General features: G+C 40.8%; 19 protein-coding genes and 1 riboswitch. Of the genes, 13 read left to right on the top strand and 6 right to left on the bottom strand.

All coding sequences use genetic code 11. The annotated features are described in order from the left end of the window. Nucleotides 1–158 precede the first annotated feature (158 nt). The 6 genes from ABFU83_RS16670 to ABFU83_RS16695 all read left to right on the top strand — a co-directional run bounded on the left by ABFU83_RS16670 (nt 159) and on the right by ABFU83_RS16695 (nt 7,097). On the top strand, nt 159–800 hold the full coding sequence (locus ABFU83_RS16670; protein ID WP_347067572.1) for a 4'-phosphopantetheinyl transferase superfamily protein: 642 nt from the start codon (nt 159–161) through the stop codon (nt 798–800). Then, on the top strand, nt 797–1,519 hold the full coding sequence (locus ABFU83_RS16675) for a geranylgeranylglyceryl/heptaprenylglyceryl phosphate synthase (protein WP_347067573.1): 723 nt from the start codon (nt 797–799) through the stop codon (nt 1,517–1,519). The genes ABFU83_RS16670 and ABFU83_RS16675 overlap by 4 nt, the downstream gene beginning before the upstream one ends. Nucleotides 1,520–1,522: 3 nt before the next feature. After that, the gene (pnuC, locus tag ABFU83_RS16680) at nt 1,523–2,146 is read left to right on the top strand and encodes a nicotinamide riboside transporter PnuC (protein ID WP_347067575.1); all 624 of its coding nucleotides are present in this window, start codon (nt 1,523–1,525) and stop codon (nt 2,144–2,146) included. An 8-nt stretch (nt 2,147–2,154) separates the two neighbouring features. Further along, nucleotides 2,155–4,194, top strand: a complete 2,040-nt coding sequence (locus ABFU83_RS16685) for a DUF4301 family protein (protein WP_347067577.1) — start codon at nt 2,155–2,157, stop codon at nt 4,192–4,194. Between the two features lies 1 nt (nt 4,195). Continuing rightward, nucleotides 4,196–4,600: an alternative ribosome rescue aminoacyl-tRNA hydrolase ArfB gene (arfB, locus tag ABFU83_RS16690; RefSeq protein ID WP_347067579.1), complete on the top strand. Its 405-nt coding sequence runs from the start codon at nt 4,196–4,198 to the stop codon at nt 4,598–4,600. 96 nt (nt 4,601–4,696) lie between these two features. Further along, nucleotides 4,697–4,809, top strand: a riboswitch (TPP riboswitch). 83 nt (nt 4,810–4,892) lie between these two features. Then, nucleotides 4,893–7,097 (top strand): TonB-dependent receptor, encoded by a 2,205-nt coding sequence (locus tag ABFU83_RS16695; protein ID WP_347067581.1) that lies wholly within the window; start codon nt 4,893–4,895, stop codon nt 7,095–7,097. Between the two features lie 90 nt (nt 7,098–7,187). On the opposite strand, the gene ABFU83_RS16700 is transcribed toward ABFU83_RS16695, so the two are convergent. After that, nucleotides 7,188–7,610, bottom strand: a complete 423-nt coding sequence (locus tag ABFU83_RS16700) for a hypothetical protein (RefSeq protein ID WP_347067583.1) — start codon at nt 7,608–7,610, stop codon at nt 7,188–7,190. Between the two features lie 162 nt (nt 7,611–7,772). On the opposite strand from ABFU83_RS16700, the gene greA reads away from it, so the two are divergent. The 3 genes from greA to ABFU83_RS16715 are packed head-to-tail and all read left to right on the top strand — an operon-like array spanning nt 7,773 to nt 9,558. Then, nucleotides 7,773–8,249: a transcription elongation factor GreA gene (gene greA, locus ABFU83_RS16705; RefSeq protein WP_136403786.1), complete on the top strand. Its 477-nt coding sequence runs from the start codon at nt 7,773–7,775 to the stop codon at nt 8,247–8,249. 5 nt (nt 8,250–8,254) lie between these two features. Next, entirely contained in the window at nt 8,255–8,644 is a 390-nt protein-coding gene (locus tag ABFU83_RS16710; protein ID WP_347067584.1) for an HIT family protein, read from the top strand. A 2-nt stretch (nt 8,645–8,646) separates the two neighbouring features. Beyond that, complete coding sequence (locus tag ABFU83_RS16715) at nt 8,647–9,558, top strand: hypothetical protein (RefSeq protein WP_347067586.1); 912 nt, start codon at nt 8,647–8,649, stop codon at nt 9,556–9,558. On the opposite strand, the gene ABFU83_RS16720 is transcribed toward ABFU83_RS16715, so the two are convergent. After that, a complete protein-coding gene (locus tag ABFU83_RS16720; RefSeq protein WP_347067588.1) occupies nt 9,548–10,699 on the bottom strand; it encodes a HAMP domain-containing sensor histidine kinase in 1,152 nt (383 codons plus the stop codon). The two genes, ABFU83_RS16715 and ABFU83_RS16720, sit on opposite strands and share 11 nt — an antisense overlap. Before the next feature lie 157 nt (nt 10,700–10,856). On the opposite strand from ABFU83_RS16720, the gene ABFU83_RS16725 reads away from it, so the two are divergent. The 4 genes from ABFU83_RS16725 (at nt 10,857) to ABFU83_RS16740 (ending at nt 13,459) form a co-directional block, all read left to right on the top strand. Then, complete coding sequence (locus tag ABFU83_RS16725; RefSeq protein WP_347067590.1) at nt 10,857–11,732, top strand: flavin reductase family protein; 876 nt, start codon at nt 10,857–10,859, stop codon at nt 11,730–11,732. Nucleotides 11,733–11,782: 50 nt separating this feature from the next. Continuing rightward, entirely contained in the window at nt 11,783–12,166 is a 384-nt protein-coding gene (locus tag ABFU83_RS16730; protein WP_347067592.1) for a DUF3127 domain-containing protein, read from the top strand. A 55-nt stretch (nt 12,167–12,221) separates the two neighbouring features. Further along, nucleotides 12,222–12,869 (top strand): leucyl/phenylalanyl-tRNA--protein transferase, encoded by a 648-nt coding sequence (aat, locus tag ABFU83_RS16735; protein WP_347067593.1) that lies wholly within the window; start codon nt 12,222–12,224, stop codon nt 12,867–12,869. A 143-nt stretch (nt 12,870–13,012) separates the two neighbouring features. Beyond that, nucleotides 13,013–13,459: an XRE family transcriptional regulator gene (locus tag ABFU83_RS16740; protein ID WP_347067594.1), complete on the top strand. Its 447-nt coding sequence runs from the start codon at nt 13,013–13,015 to the stop codon at nt 13,457–13,459. Nucleotides 13,460–13,564: 105 nt separating this feature from the next. On the opposite strand, the gene ABFU83_RS16745 is transcribed toward ABFU83_RS16740, so the two are convergent. The 4 genes from ABFU83_RS16745 to ABFU83_RS16760 are packed head-to-tail and all read right to left on the bottom strand — an operon-like array spanning nt 13,565 to nt 16,794. Beyond that, a complete protein-coding gene (locus ABFU83_RS16745) occupies nt 13,565–14,275 on the bottom strand; it encodes a HesA/MoeB/ThiF family protein (protein WP_347067596.1) in 711 nt (236 codons plus the stop codon). 6 nt (nt 14,276–14,281) lie between these two features. Next, a complete protein-coding gene (thiH, locus tag ABFU83_RS16750) occupies nt 14,282–15,397 on the bottom strand; it encodes a 2-iminoacetate synthase ThiH (protein ID WP_347067597.1) in 1,116 nt (371 codons plus the stop codon). Between the two features lie 7 nt (nt 15,398–15,404). Next, nucleotides 15,405–16,175, bottom strand: coding sequence for a thiazole synthase (locus tag ABFU83_RS16755; RefSeq protein WP_347067599.1), 771 nt, complete (start codon nt 16,173–16,175; stop codon nt 15,405–15,407). Further along, nucleotides 16,162–16,794, bottom strand: a complete 633-nt coding sequence (locus tag ABFU83_RS16760; RefSeq protein WP_347067601.1) for a thiamine phosphate synthase — start codon at nt 16,792–16,794, stop codon at nt 16,162–16,164. The genes ABFU83_RS16755 and ABFU83_RS16760 overlap by 14 nt, the downstream gene beginning before the upstream one ends. Between the last annotated feature and the right edge of the window lie 3 nt (nt 16,795–16,797).

A 16,797-nucleotide genomic window follows, 5' to 3' on the forward strand; every position in this document is an offset into this window, starting at 1 on the left:
TTATTATTTGTATTTACAAAAAATTTAGTGCAAATTTACGGAATTAGTTTTTAAAATTAGAAGGATAACCGGATATTTCGTGTTTGCCGGTAAAGCTAACGTTTTCGTTATCAGAAAAATAAAAATATACTACTTCAATATATAAATCATCCGCGCTAATGCCGCTGTATAAAACGATAAAAATAGATCCTGATACCAAGGTCTTGGTTTGGAAAATCACAGAATCACTGGACGATTTGTTCCGCGATAAACCGTTAAAGGACTCGAGCCGCGTACGCGTAAATGGAATGAAATCCGAACAGCATCAAAGAGGATTTCTAAGTGTGCGAAATCTTTTCGTCGAGCTCGGTTATACCGATTTGGATTTGTATTACGACGCTTTTGGAAAACCACATTTAAGCGATGGAAAAAATATCTCCATTACGCATTCGTATGAATTTTCCGCGATTATTGTCGGAAAAAACAATGTCGGTATCGATATGGAACTGCGACGGGAGAAGATCAGTAAAATCGCCGATAAATTTATCGATCCCGAATTTGCTTTTCTTGATAAATCCGAACCCGATTATATCCGGAAGTTAACCGTTATTTGGGGCGCGAAGGAAGCAAAATATAAAATGTGTAATTCCCGTAGCCTCAGTTTTAAAGATAATATGATCGTACATCCATTTGTGATGGATGATAAAAAAGGAACGGCAACGGTTACAAAGGATAATTTTCGAAAAGATTTCGAATTTTATTTTGAAGAAATTGAAGACTTTACATTGGTATATGCCCTCGAACAAAATGCATGTAGATGATGGGGGAAATTTACAAACAAATTATAACAGCACAACAACAGGGAAAACGACTGCTGGCCATTTTGCTTGATCCGGATAAAGTTGATGGTGAGCAACTGGATGTTCTGATCGATAAAATCGGTCAATCGGGTGCAACCCATATTTTAATTGGTGGTAGTCTGCTGTTTGTCGACCAACAGGATACAATTATTACGGCACTAAAAGCAAAGCTGACGTTACCAATTTTACTTTTTCCAGGCAATGCGGCTCATATTACCGATCGTGCCGACGGAATTCTGTTTTTGTCACTTATTTCCGGAAGAAACCCGGAATATCTTATCGGGCAACATGTTCAGGCGGCTCCGTTATTAAAGCAATCCCAACTGGAAGTAATCTCAACCGGCTATATACTTGTTGAAAGCGGAAAGCAGACAACGGTTTCCTATATTAGCGGAACCATGCCGGTGCCAAATGATAAACCGGAAATCGCAGTGGCAACAGCGCTTGCCGGAGAAATGATTGGTCATAAAATGATATACCTGGAAGCGGGTAGCGGGGCACAAATGCCTGTTCCGTTGGAAACAGTACGTAAGGTTGCCGAAAATATAACGATTCCGCTTATTGTTGGTGGTGGAATTCGGACGAAAGCACATATGGAACAGGTCTATCAGGCCGGAGCGACCATGGTCGTGATCGGAACGGCTTTCGAAAAGGATAACGACTTTTTTTCAGATTTGTAGATCATGGTGGATTTCTTTTTAAATGCCTATAAGAATGCATCAACGTTGCAGATTGTACTGGAGTTTATAGCCTTTGTGTTTGGTATTGCCAGTGTTTGGTATGCTAAAAAAGAAAATATATGGGTATATCCAACCGGACTTATTGCGACGACAATCACGGTTTACTTGCTTTTTCAGGCGGGTTATCTCGGAGACATGATGATTAACCTGTACTTCTCGATTATGAGCGTTTATGGTTGGTATAATTGGGCCCGAAAAAGAACAAATGTTGATTCCTTATCGATATCCCGGACAACATTAAAAGAAAAAATTATCGGAGTATTCTTGTTTTTAATGACAATTATTATAATTTTCGCAATTTATAAGGTGTTTGATTACCCAATCAAACACGAAAATTATGTTGATATATTGACGTCGGGGCTGTTTTTTACCGGGATGTGGTATATGGCCAATAAAAAAATCGAAAACTGGACGCTTTGGATAATCGGCGACATTATCGCGGTACCGCTATATGCATATAGAGGGTTGGGGATGTTGTCGTTACAGTATTTAATATTTACACTATTGGCAATTTCGGCCTATTTAGAATGGAGAAAGATCTTAAACAACGACACTCAAAAGTTATAAAGGTAACCATGTACGGTCCTGAAAGTACAGGGAAAACAACATTATCGAAACAGTTGGCTGAACATTTTAAAACCATCTGGATACCCGAATATGCGCGAAATTATCTACAGCAAAAGTGGGAAGAACAACAGGCAATTTGCGATGAAAATGATATGCTTCCGATTGCCGTTGGTCAGATGAAACTTGAAAATGAAGCTGTTCAGATCGCCAGTAAGTTATTGTTTTGTGACACCAATCTGATGGTGACCAAAGTTTTTTCGGAAATCTATTATGGATTTTGTGATGAATTACTGGACAATGCTGCACGCGAACATAATTACGATTTATTTTTCCTGACCGATGTCGATGTGCCCTGGGAAAAAGATGATCTAAGAGATCGGCCGGAAAAGCGGGAGGAAACCTTTCGGATTTTTGAAAATGCCGTACTCGAAAATAATAAACCCTATATCGTTCTTTCGGGGAATAAACAGCAACGTTTTGAAACTGCGGTAAAAGCAGTCGAAATGTTGCTTAAAACTAAAAGTTTGGGTTTTACATCAGCCGATTTTTTGCAAATGTGGCATCGGGGAACCAATATCGATGCTGTCGAAAGGCAATTGAAGTTCTTCAACGAAGGGATTGCGAAAATCAACCTCCATAAAATTGCAACAGTACGCGACGGAATACGACTCTTTGATAAAGAACAGGAGCAGGAACTGGTAGATTATTTTGAAGCACATCAAAAAATGTTTTCGATAGAAAAGTTGGTTCCGGCGTCGGGCGCTGCCAGCAGAATGTTTAAATTTCTTGTCGATTTTCTGAATGAATTTAAATTACACTATGAAACAATCAATGCCTATGTAAATAGAAAAAAAGCATCGGAATTGTCGGTGTTTCTGGTTGGAATAGAAAAATTTCCGTTCTATGCCGATGTGCTCCAGGAAACAAAATCGGAATATAAAGATTTTGATAATTTCTCCCAGGATGAAAAATATTACCGCTTTATCGAAACAATGCTGTCACCGGCAAAATTCGATTTTCTGAATAAGCCAAAAGGGGTATTGCCATTCCATCAGGAAAAAGAAGCGATTACAACGCCAATTTTTAAACACCTCAAAGAAGCGCAGGTATATACCAATGTGGATGGAAAGCATCATATTCATTTTACGGTTTCGGAAGAGCATTTGGAAGGTTTCTCGGAAGTGGTTTCAAATAGTGAAAATACAGTCGTTGTAGACTATTCTTTTCAGGATAAAGCCACGGATACCTTGGCGGTTGGTGCCGATAATGTGCCCTTCCGACTGGAGGATGGTTCGCTTTTCTTCCGACCGGGCGGGCATGGGGCGTTGATTCAGAATTTGAATCGGCTGACGAGTGATATTATTTTTGTTAAAAATATCGATAACGTTTGTTTTAATCATTTTGACGGAATTGTTCGTTATAAAAAATTATTGGGCGGATTACTGATTCGGCTTCAAAAGCAAATTTTCGAGAGTTTGAAGGTGTTGGAAACTACTTCCGATCCTGCGGTTATTCAGGAAATCATTGCTTTTACAACAGGAGAATTGAATATTGTATTGCCGCGTAATTTTTCAAAATATACCTTCGAAAACCAAAAGAGTCAATTGTTTCAGCTTTTAAACCGACCGATACGCGTGTGCGGTATGGTGAAAAATGAAGGAGAACCGGGTGGCGGACCGTTTTGGGTTACTGGTGAAGAAGGAATGTATTCGTTACAAATTGTAGAATCGTCACAAATAGACCTGCAAAATAAAAAACAGGCATTGATTTTGAGTGAATCGACGCATTTTAATCCGGTCGATTTGGTTTGTGGCTTAAAAGATTATAAAGGAGAAAAGTTCAATCTGGAAAATTATGTCGATCACAATACCGGGTTTATTGTTAATAAAACCAAAGGATGTAAAGATATTAAAGCCTATGAATTACCGGGCTTATGGAACGGTGCCATGGCCAACTGGATTACGGTTTTTGTCGAAGTACCGCTTCTGACGTTTAATCCGGTGAAAACTGTAAACGACTTATTAAAACCGGCACATCAGCCACGATAATATGCAAAAAGAAATACTATTTGCGGAATTGCGCTATAAAGCGGTAAGAAGTAGTGGTGCGGGTGGTCAGCATGTGAATAAAGTGGCGACTAAAATTCAATTGGTTTTTGATGTAGCTGGTTCTGCAGCGTTTACCGATGATGAAAAAGCGTTGCTGATGCGTAAGCTTGAAAATCGATTGACAAAAGAAGGGGTTTTACTGCTTGGTTGTGGTGAAAGCCGGAGTCAACTTAAAAATAAAGAAATCGTAACAACGCGTTTTCTTTCGCTAATACAGCAAGCCTTGCAGCTCGAAAAAGAACGAAAAGCAACCCGTATTCCGCATGCGGCGGTTAAAAAACGAATTCAAAACAAACGATTTCAAGCGCAAAAAAAAGAATCGCGCCGGAAACCCGGAATGGAATAAATTAGGAATTGTGTAATCGCAATAGGGAAAAAACGTTCTTTTTTGAGTTTTTTCTATTCGGATTTGATTTTGTGCGGTTTCTTTTTATAATTTTGTCCTGTCTCAAAGGGGTGCTTATATCCGGATTCAAAACCGGACAATCGAGCTGAGATCATACCCAATGAACCTGGAACAGGTAATGCTGTTTAGGGAATAAGACACAATCGATGCCGTAAGGTATTCGTGTGTCGTGGAAACATCATTTTTTATTAATCAAAGAATAATTACCCCTTTTATTCGTAAAATCTTACGAATGAAAACAGTATTACAATCCGTTGTGGCGTTATTATGTCTTCAGCCGGTTATGCTTTTCGCACAGGAAAAAACCGTTTCGGATTCTACAAAAACCAAACAACTGGACGAAGTATTGGTATCGGCCGTTCGGGCTGCCGATAAAACTCCGGTTACGTTTAGTAATGTCGGAAAAAAACAATTATCCGAACGAAATCTTGGTCAGGATATACCTGTTCTGATGAACTATTTGCCGTCGGTGGTAACCACTACCGATGCCGGAAATGGCGTTGGCTATACCGGAATCCGGGTCCGCGGTAGCGATGCGACCCGTGTGAATGTAACCATTAACGGAATTCCGTATAACGATTCGGAATCGCAGGGGACTTTTTGGGTGAACATGCCCGATTTTGCCTCATCGGTCGAGAGTTTGCAGTTGCAACGCGGTGCCGGAACATCAACCAATGGTGCCGGTGCTTTTGGTGCCAGCTTAAATATGCTAACCGATAGTTATTCTGAAAAAGGATATGGTGAAATTTCGAATTCCTTTGGGAGTTTTAATACCCGAAAACATACCGTGAAATTCAGTTCGGGATTGTTGGATAACAAATTTGAATTGGCAGGTCGTTTGTCGAAAATCAATTCCGATGGTTATATCGACCGGGCGTCTTCCGACCTGAAGTCGTATTTCCTTCAGGGAACCTACGTGGGGAAAACAACCTTGATCAAAGCATTGGTTTTTGGTGGATCGGAAAAAACATACCAGTCGTGGAATGGTTTGGATGGATCGGAACTGAAAGATTTAGGTTTGGACGAAAATATGTTGGATAACAATCCGAGGTTTAATGTGTCCGGTTTGTATTTTGACGATAACGGACAAGTGAAGTTCTACGATAATCAAACGGATAATTTCAATCAGGATCATTACCAGTTGCATTGGAATGAAAAATGGAACGATAACTGGTCGACAAATCTGGCGGCGCATTATACCAAAGGAAAAGGGTATTACGAAAGTTATAAACGCAGTGGGAAGTTTTCCGAATTCGGATTAACACCGTTTGTCGATAACGGAAACACCATCTCAAGATCGGATCTGATCAACCAAAAATGGCTGGACAATGATTTCTACGGTTTTACATTTTCATCCAATTACAAAAATGACAAGCTGGATATGGTTATCGGTGGTGGTGCCAATAAATTTGAAGGCGGTCACTTTGGGAAATTGTTATGGGTAAAGGAAAAAGCGGCCTACGATTACGGTCAGCTTTTTTACGATGATAAAGGAATCAAAACGGATGTCAATGTATTTGCCAAAGCAACCTATGATATTACATCGGCGTTAAGCTTGTATGGTGATTTACAATATCGAAATGTGAATTACAAAGCGAATGCTGTTAAAACCGGATTGGTGGACGATACGTTCCGCTTTTTTAATCCAAAAGGAGGATTGAATTATGTGTTGAATCCTAAAAACAGCTTTTATTTTTCGTATGCCAAAGCCAGTCGGGAACCCAATCGTAATGATTATGAAGGAAACGTTCCGAAACCAGAAAAAATGGACGATTATGAATTGGGATGGCGCTATGCATCGCGAGTGGCGAAGCTAAATGTAAACGCCTACTATATGAAATATAAAGATCAGTTGGTGTTGACGGGTGCGTTGAATGATGTTGGTGAATCGAAACGGGTTAATGTAGACAACAGTTACCGCGTCGGATTGGAATTGGATGCCAGTATTTTTATTTCGGAGAAATGGGTGTTGCGTCAGAATGCAACCATCAGCCAAAACAAGATTGTCGATTTTGTAGCAAATAAAGATGGAGAATTGCACAATTTCGGAAAAACAAACATTGCTTTTTCACCCGATTTTATAGCCGGGAATGCGATTACCTGGTTGCCGTTAAAAAACCTACAGCTAACCTTGTTGTCTAAGTTTGTCGGAAATCAGTATATGGGGAATGTCGATTCGGAAAAATCAATCTTAAAATCCTATGCGGTTTCTGATTTTAATATCATTTATGAAATCAAACCGAAAAAGATTTTTAAATCGATTGTGATTACCGGATTGGTGAATAATATATTCAATACCAAATACCAGTCGAACGGGTTTTTCTATACCTACGATGACGACTGGTCCAATCCAAATCAGGTTACGACAATCGAAGGCGTTGGTTATTATCCGCAAGCGCGAATCAATTTTATGGGTGGTTTAACACTGAAGTTTTAATTTTTCCACCTGACAGGTTTTTAAAACCTGTCAGGTGGAATTATAAATTTGTCTAACTTTTTGGGCGCACTCTAGACAGCCCCTTTTTTATTAATTGTAAACCCTAACGATATCACCGACCTGTTCTGTACGATATTGTTTCATCGGATATTGGCCACCGCCAATTCCGGTGTATAAACTATATCTTTTATTGTCGCAGGGACAAACCGCATCAATGCCATCTACATCCATAGTCGAACAATCACTCAATCCCTGATTCGGACAGGCACGGTCGAAAGCTGCAATTCCGTTGGCGCCTTTAAAAAGAATAATACCGCGTACTCCGGCTCCCGGCCCCGATACATAAGCATAACCGTTCATAAACTTTAAGGAACTATAAGCCGGAAGGTTTAGGTTGATCGTTAAAGAAACCGGATAGTTGGGTAGGTAGGGGTTATTATTGTTTACAACACTGTCTTTGCTACAGCTTCCGATAAAAGCCATTAAAAACAATAAAAAGAGGTATTTTTTCATATAAAATCTGGTAAAACAATTGAAAAACAAATTTAATTTAATTAACTTTGACTTGTGCTATAAAGAGCATAATTAAAAACGAAATAAATAAAAAAATATATCTTTGTAGACATAAATCCCGTTTTTGATGGGATTTTTTCTATTTATATAAACGACAAAAATATGACTAAAGTATCTTATTATACTGCCGAAGGATTGAAAAAATTAAGAGATGAGCTGGATCAGCTAAAGAGTGTGGAGCGTCCGCGTGCCTCACAGGCTATTGCTGAAGCAAGAGATAAAGGTGACTTGTCCGAAAATGCCGAATACGATGCTGCAAAAGAAGCACAGGGACTTTTGGAACTGAAAATCGCCAAAATGGAAGAGGTAGTGGCAAACGCCCGTTTGATCGACGAATCACAATTGGATGTTTCGAAAGTATTGGTATTGTCAACCGTGAAAATCAAGAACCAGACCAATGGTATGGAATTGAAATATACGCTTGTAGCCGAAAGCGAAGCGGATCTGAAAACCGGGAAAATTTCGGTTACCTCTCCAATCGGTAAAGGATTACTTGGAAAATCGGTGGGTGAAATCGCAGAAATCCAGGTGCCAAACGGAACCTTAAAATTCGAAATCTTAGAAATCTCAAGAGACTAATTCCTATGAGCTCCATTTTTACCAAAATCATCAACGGCGAAATTCCCTGCCATAAAGTAGCGGAAGACGATAACTTTCTGGCATTTCTGGATATTAACCCAAATGCAAAAGGACACACGCTTTGTATTCCGAAAACGGAAATCAACAAGATTTTCGATATGGAAGAAGAACACTATCTGGAGCTGATGCGCTTTTCCAGAAAAGTAGCCAAAGCTTTGGAAAAAACCGTGGCTTGTAAACGAATCGGTATGGCTGTTGTTGGCCTTGAAGTACCGCATGTTCACGTACACCTTATTCCACTTCAGGACATGGACGATATGCGTTTCCAGCGTAAAACCAGTTTAACCCAACAACAATTTGAAGAGCTGGCACAAGCTATCGCCGGCAATCTTTAAGCATGAAAAAAATAGCGTTGCTTTTGCTGCTTCTGGTTTCCGGAGCGGTGTTTGCGCAGGGTGCCGACAGTGGCCTGTGGCTTTATGGTAAAAATGCAGGCTATTCGGAAGAGGATACAACTATTGAAAAAGAAGGAATTGTAGGCGTTGCAAACTGTTATGTCCGCGATATGCCATCAACTTCCGGAAAGTTGGTCGATTCCTTACAACTGGGGAAAAGAGTTGTGGTAAAAAGACTAACTCAGAAGACGCAGAAAATAAAAGGAATCGATATGGATTGGGTGGAAATCCAATACAGATCCGGTAACGAAACCAAAAAAGGCTATCTATGGCTGGGTTTTCTGGCGCTTGATTTTAAAACCATCGAAAATCGTACTTTTCTAACGGCTTTAGAGCGTGTTATTGCCAAAAAAGAAGAGGAGGGTTATATCCGTTCGGAATATATTCTGGCGGTTAAAGTCCTGGATCAAAACAATGCCCTGTTAGATAGTAAGGAAATCCGAAAAAATATTAGTGAAAGTCATTTTCACGAGCAAACCCTGATGGGCAATTACGGACTTCAGAATATACAAAATATCTACCGGATCCGTTTTAGCGGTGAAGCCTGTGGAATTCCTACCTACTATTTTTATTTCGGATGGACCGGAAAAAAACTACTGGTATTGCCCGAAAAGATGTCGGTTGCCGATGCCGGTGTTTACTACCATGGCGAAACGTTTATTTTTCCAGCTGAACCGGGCGGTAAACCAGGTCATATCTTTAAAATTATTGAAGAAGCCGAAGAACAGGAATCATCCAATGAAAACGAATCCGTAATGGAAGAACAGGTCTGGAAAGAGACCTATACCTGGGATGGTGAAAAAGCAACGTTTGTTAGAAAGAACCTGTTAAAAAAGGGGCTGATTAAGCAATAGCCTTTTTAAACGTAATCTGCATCGTGGTGCCTTTTCCAATTTCCGAATGCGCCACTTTAATTTTTCCACTGTGATATTCTTCTACGATACGTTTGGTTAGTGATAATCCAAGTCCCCAACCGCGTTTTTTGGTCGTAAATCCGGGGTCAAATATACTATTGAATAATTTCTTCGGAATACCACTTCCGGTATCACTCACTTTTATCTTTACAAAGCGTTCGGTGTCTTCGATCGCGATATGAAGTTTGCCTTTGCCTTTCATCGCATCGATGGCATTTTTAACCAGATTTTCGATGGTCCAACTATGTAAAGCCGGGTTCATCAATATATGAATCGGATAGTTCGGTGCCTGAAACGTAAATTCAACCTGTTTGGAAGTTCTCGATTTTAGATAGTCATAGGATTGTTCTGTTTCCTGTATCAGATCATGGTCTTCGAGTACCGGTTCGGATCCGATTTTAGAAAAACGATCGGTAATGGTTTGTAGTCGGTTAATGTCTTTTTCAATTTCCGAAACGGTCGTCTCATCTACATCATCCGCTTTCATAATTTCGACCCATCCGATAAGCGATGATAGCGGTGTACCGATCTGATGTGCGGTTTCTTTTGCCATACCCGCCCATAGTTTGTTTTGGGTTGCCATTTTGCTGGCGCGGTAAAAACTGAAAATCATACCACTAAAAAACAGTCCGATAAGTACCAAGGCAATTGGATAGAACTTTAATTTGGTCAGTAGTGAAGAGTTTCCATAGTAGAGGTATTGGTTTTTACCGCCTAAATCCATAATAATCGGTTGGTTCTCCGAACGTAATTTGTTTAGATAGGCTTTAGAACGATCTGAATCGGCACTGATTTCCTTGTCAACATTGATCATATTGATAATGCTGTCTTTGTCCGTCGTCTGGATAATCGGGATGGTGGTATTGTTGCTCAAAATCTGAAACGGAAGTTCCACTTCGGTGTTTTCATCGGCATTGTTCAGCGTTTTGGTAGCCGTGGCCCAAAGTTCCATCTTTAAACGTTCCTCGTCCTTAAATTTCTGGAAAAAAGTATACGTATTCCATAATATGAAAACCAGAAAATTAAAGGAGCCTAAGATAATGATCCAACGGATAAGGTTACGTCTTTCGGAAAGATTCATGCGATACAGTATTTGTGTTTAAAAGTAAGGAAAAGATATAAGGGAGCAAAAAGAAGATCGGGAAATGCTCCGGCGGGATCAAATTTTCCCGATTATCTGATCGGTTTTGTGGTTTCATTCCGGCTAAAAAAGTATATTTGTCAAAACTTTTACAACCATGCTTAGTGTCGATCCAAAGGAGTTAAATCCGATGAAATTACAAGCGTATTTGCAAGGCGCTGTTGGTCCGAGGCCAATTGCTTTTGCCAGTACAATGGATGAAAACGGAAATCCGAATTTATCACCGTTCAGCTTTTTTAATGTGTTTAGTTCTAATCCGCCGATACTGATTTTTTCGCCGGCTAGAAGAGTACGGAACAATACGGTAAAGCATACTTTAATCAACGCGCAACAAACCAAAGAAGTGGTGATTAATATTGTAAATTACCCGATCGTACAGCAGGCATCGTTATCGAGTACTGAATATGGTGATGGCGTAAATGAGTTCCTGAAATCCGGATTAACGATGGTTCCTTCGGATGTGGTAAAACCGTATCGTGTGGGCGAAAGTCCGGTACAATTTGAATGTAAAGTAAATGAAATCATCGAATTGGGAACTGAAGGTGGTGCCGGAAATCTGATTATTTGCGAAGTGGTGAAAATCCATATCGATGAAGCGATACTGGACGAAAACGGTGCAATCGATCAGCATAAAATTGATTTGGTATCCCGAATGGGCGGAAACTGGTATTCCAGAGCCAATATGGGGCTTTTTGAAGTGGAAAAACCACTGACCACATTGGGAATTGGTGTCGATGCTATTCCGGATTTTATCAAAGAAAGCCCGGTTTTCGACGGGAATGATCTGGGGAAATTAGGAAATGTAGAAGCCTTGCCAACCGACGAAGATATCGCGATCTTTGTAAAAGAAGATTTTGGCGTAAAAGCGGTGATTAGTGCCGACGATGAAACCAAAAAACACCAGATGGCCAAAGAATATCTGGACAATAATGAAGTAGCAACCGCATGGAAGGTACTTTTATCTAAAAAATAATAGGCGGTTTAGCGATAAACCTCACGATAAAAACAATTAATATTTTTACTATGGAAGTTACAGGGAAAATAAAAGTGATTAACGGAACACAGCAAATCAGTGCCAGTTTTAAAAAGAGAGAGTTGGTTGTAACTACAGAAGAGCAATATCCACAACATATTATGGTTGAGTTTACTCAGGATAAATGTGAATTGCTAGACAGTTATAAAGTAGGAGAGCAGGTTAAAGTGTCAATTAACCTAAGAGGTAGAGAGTGGGTTAATCCACAGGGTGAAGCTAAATATTTCAATACAATCCAGGGATGGCGTATCGAAAGAATGCAAGCGGAAGCTCCTGCAGGATATGCACAACCAATGCCTGCGGTTCCGGCAGCCGATGCTTTTGAACCGGCATCCAATTTTAACGAAGAAGAACACGACGATTTACCGTTCTAATCCAAAAATAAAAATCCTGATGGTGCTAGCTTTCAGGATTTGTTTTTTATAGCCCATGTATTTTTTAACCAAAGAACTTTATTTTCCTCCGGTAACCGAAACGGATTTTTCCGGCATCCTGGCCGTTGGTGGCGATTTGTCGACCGAGCGGTTGTTGTTGGCCTACAATTCGGGGATATTCCCTTGGTTTGAAGATGGGGAGCCGATCACCTGGTGGGCACCCGATCCGAGGATGGTGCTGCTTTTGGATGAGTTGATCATTTCGAAAAGTATGCGGAATGTTCTAAACCGGAATATGTTTACAGTGACTTTTAATCGGGATTTCCGCGCAGTGATTACGAATTGTCAGACCATTAAACGCGAAGGCCAAAACGGAACCTGGATTACCGACGATATGATTGAGGCGTATTGTAAGCTTCACGAGTTGGGTCATGCGCAATCGGTTGAGGTTTGGCAGGACGATCAGTTGGTTGGTGGCTTATATGGTGTGGATCTCGGTCATATCTTTTGTGGCGAGAGTATGTTTGCCAAAGTGTCGAATGCCTCGAAAGTGGCTTTTATCAAATTGGTGGAATACCTAAAAGCGAATAATTACCTGTTGTTGGATTGCCAGGTGTATAACGAACATCTGGAAAGTCTGGGTGCTTTCGAAGTGAACCGCGAAAGTTTTATGAAAGTATTGAAGAGTAGAAAAGCTGTGTAAAACAGCTTTTTTTAGTTCCAGATTGCACACCTGACAGGTTTCAAAAACCTGTCAGGTATTGCGATTGTATTGTCTCTTTTAGGGATAATGTAGTACGATAATTTTAGTTATATTTATACCGTGAATTTTTAAAAATAGCTCGTATGACACACTTCGATACGCCGGAAAAAAAGATACATCAGGGAAGAAATATTAAGCGTTTTCGCGAAATGCTGGGTATAAAACAGGAAGCGATGGCTTATGAATTGGGCGATGACTGGAATCAGAAAAAAGTGTTTTTACTGGAACAAAGAGAAACGATTGAAGCCAATATATTGGCGCAGGTAGCTACAATATTAAGGGTGCCGGTACAGGCCATTGAAAACTTTGATGAAGAACAGGCTGTAAATATTATTACAAATACATTTAATAATGATAATGCTAGTATTACTGGCTTTCAAACGGGTTACCAAAAAAATGAAAATTGTACATTTCATCCTATTGATAAATTAGTCGAACTGCATGACGAAAAAATAGCTTTATACGAGCGGATGTTAAAGGAGAAAGACGATATGATGACAAGACTGGAACAGTTGATACATCCTAAATAACCTTGATGTAAAAAGAATAGAAGTATAAGGAGATTACCTGTTTAGGTAGTCTTTTTTTATTTAACGCTACACCTGACAGGTTTCCAAAACCTGTCAGGTGTGGTCTTAAAAGCTTAATTTCGTAAACTGCCACGACAGGGTATTAAAAAGGACCAATTCGTTTTGCAGTGTTGGTAAACCGATGATCAACTTTAAGGCTTCGTGCGCCATCATCGTACCGATTATTCCGGGTAAGGTTCCCATAACGCCATTCAGACTGCAATTGGGTACATCTTTCGGATCGGGTGGCTCCGGAAATAAATCGCGGAGTTGTTTGCTTCCGTTATGATTAAAAACCGCCAGTTGTCCTTCAAATTTTAAAATACTACCGTAAACCAACGGTTTTTCCAAAGCAACGCAAGTGTCATTCACCAGGTATCGCGTCGCAAAATTATCACAACCATCAACTATCACATCAAAATCCTGTAAAATGGAAATAGCATTTGCAGCGGTTAGTTTTTTATTAAAAACGAGGCAGCTGATTTCCGGGTTTAGATGTCGGATTACTACGGCTGCAATTTCTGCTTTTGGTTGATTAATATCCGCTTCCGTATATAAAATCTGACGGTGAAGGTTATGCATTTCTACCGTGTCAAAATCGATAATTCCCAATGTACCCACTCCGGCTGTGGCAAGGTATTGTAGAATAGGACAACCCAAACCACCCGCACCGATAACCAGTACCTTGGCGTTTTTTAACCGTAACTGACCCGTTTCGCCAATTTCCGGTAGGAGCATCTGACGGTTGTATCGTAAAAAATCCTGTATTGTGATCATGTTTAATTAGTTGTAACTGTTATCCCAGTCTTTCCAAACGGGTTCGTATCCTTTTGCCGCAATGATTTGTGCGATAATGGTGGCCGGACGTTCGTCACTGGTTTCAAATTGTTCCAACGATTGCGGGTCGACGGCATAACCACCGGGATTGGTTTTCGATCCGGCACTCATACTGGTAACACCAATCGGGATAATATTATCGCGAAATTTTTCATTTTCCCGGGTAGAAATCGAAAGTTCCAGGTCTTCATTCCAAAGGCGATACGCACAAATAAGCTGCGTTAAGTCGCGGTCGTCCATGATAAAGTTGGGTTCGATAATACCTTCAGCCGGACGTAACCGCGGAAAGGAAACCGAAAATTTACTTTGCCAGTAGGTTCGTTGCAGATAATCGAGGTGAAGCGCGTTAAAAAAACTATCCGTTCGCCAGTCTTCCAAACCTAACAATACGCCAAGTCCGATTTTATGGATACCGGCCGTTCCGATCCGATCGGGTGTTTCCAGTCGGAAGTCAAAGTTTGATTTCTTTCCTTTGGGATGGTACTGTTTGTAAACGTCCCGATGGTAGGTTTCCTGATACACCAATACGGAGTAAACACCGGCGTCGTGCAATTGCCGGTATTCGGTCTCTGAAAGCGGTTGTACTTCTACGGATATATTCGAAAAATCCGGTTTGATCTGCGCAATGGCTTTTAAAAAGTAATCGATATTTACCGTATAGTTGGCTTCTCCGGTAACCAATAATACATGATCAAATCCCATTTCTTTTAAAACAACGGTTTCCTGAGTGATTTCAGTTGCAGTTAGCGTACGCCGTTTGAGTTTGTTGTCAAAACTAAAACCGCAATAGGTACAGATATTCTGGCATTCGTTACTGAGGTACATCGGCGCGTACATCTGTATCGTTTTTCCAAAGCGCTTTTTGGTCAGCGTATGACTAATCTGCGCCATTTGCTCCAAATAGGGTTGTGCCGCCGGAGAAATTAAAGCGATAAAATCGTCCAGATTTCGTTTGGAGTTGACTAAGGCTTGTTCGACACGACTGGCCTGGGTTTGGTAAATTTTTGCCTGTACTGCGTCCCAGTCATATGCTTCGAAAACAGATTGGAATGTTTTTTCCATAACCGGCTTATTCATATAAAAAAGATGTCAGCGGACTCGAGGCAGCGGCGTTACTTACGATAGGTGCCAAACGAGCCTCATACGCTTTACGTCCGGCGATTACGGCTTCTTTAAAGGCTTCGGCCATGCGCTCGGGATTTCCGGCCACAGCGATCGCCGTATTGACAAGTACAGCATCGGCTCCAAGCTCCATTGCTTTAGCGGCATCCGATGGTGCGCCTATTCCGGCATCAACAATAACGGGAACCTTGCTTTGTTCGATAATGATTTCCAGAAAGTCCTGGGTTTTTAACCCTTTGTTGCTTCCGATTGGTGCGCCCAATGGCATTACGGCAGCGGTTCCGGCATCTTCCAGTCGTTTGCACAAAACCGGATCGGCGTGGATATACGGGAGAATTACAAAACCAAGTTTGGCCAGTTCTTCGGTGGCTTTTAAGGTTTCGATCGGATCGGGTAACAGGTATTTCGGATCGGGATGGATTTCCAGTTTTAGCCAGTTGGTTTCCAAAGCTTCACGAGCCAATTGTGCCGCTAACACGGCTTCTTTAGCATTGCGGGCACCGGAGGTGTTGGGTAAAAGATGAATGTGTTGGTGTTGTAACGCTGTTAAAAGAGAGTCGGTTTCCTTTTGAAAATCGACACGTTTTAAGGCTACGGTTACCAATTCGCTTTCCGAAGCCAAAACGGCGGCTTCCATTTGGGCAGTCGATCCGAATTTTCCGGTGCCTGAAAATAAACGGGAACGAAAGGTTTTATCTGCGAGTTTAAAGGGTTCCATATAGTTTTTGATTGAGTTGGGTGAGTAGTTGTTTTGGATTCGGATGTTCGCTGATCATTCCCGAAACGGCAATACCGTGGATGCCGGTTTCCAGTAGGGAATCAATATCATCTAAGGTGATGCCACCGATGGCATATATCGGGATATTGTACTGTAGTTCGGCTAACGATTGTAGGATGTCGGAATACCCACTATGACCTAATAGCGGACTTAATTTTTGTTTGGTGGGCGTAAAGCGAAACGGCCCCAAACCGATATAATCGCATTTTTCGTGATAGCGCTGGAATACCTGTTGTAAGGTGTTTGCCGTACCGCCAATTATTTTGTTGGTTCCAAGCAGTTGTCGGGCTTTGGATACGGCCATATCGTCCAATCCAAGGTGAACGCCATCGGCTTCAATTTGTTTGGCAATTTCGGTATTGTCGTTGATAATTAAGGTAGCGTTGTATTGCAAACAGCTTTTTTTGACGGATTCGGCTAAAAGATACTGCTCTTTTTCGGTTCCGTTTTTAAAGCGCAATTGAATCCATTTACCGCCATTTTCCAAAACGGATTCGATATGGTGCAATTGTTCACTTAGCGTGTCACCTTGTGAAATATACTGGAGTTTAGGAAGCATAAA

The organism is Flavobacterium sp. WV_118_3 (assembly GCF_039778605.1).
Classification (GTDB): Bacteria; Bacteroidota; Bacteroidia; order Flavobacteriales; family Flavobacteriaceae; genus Flavobacterium.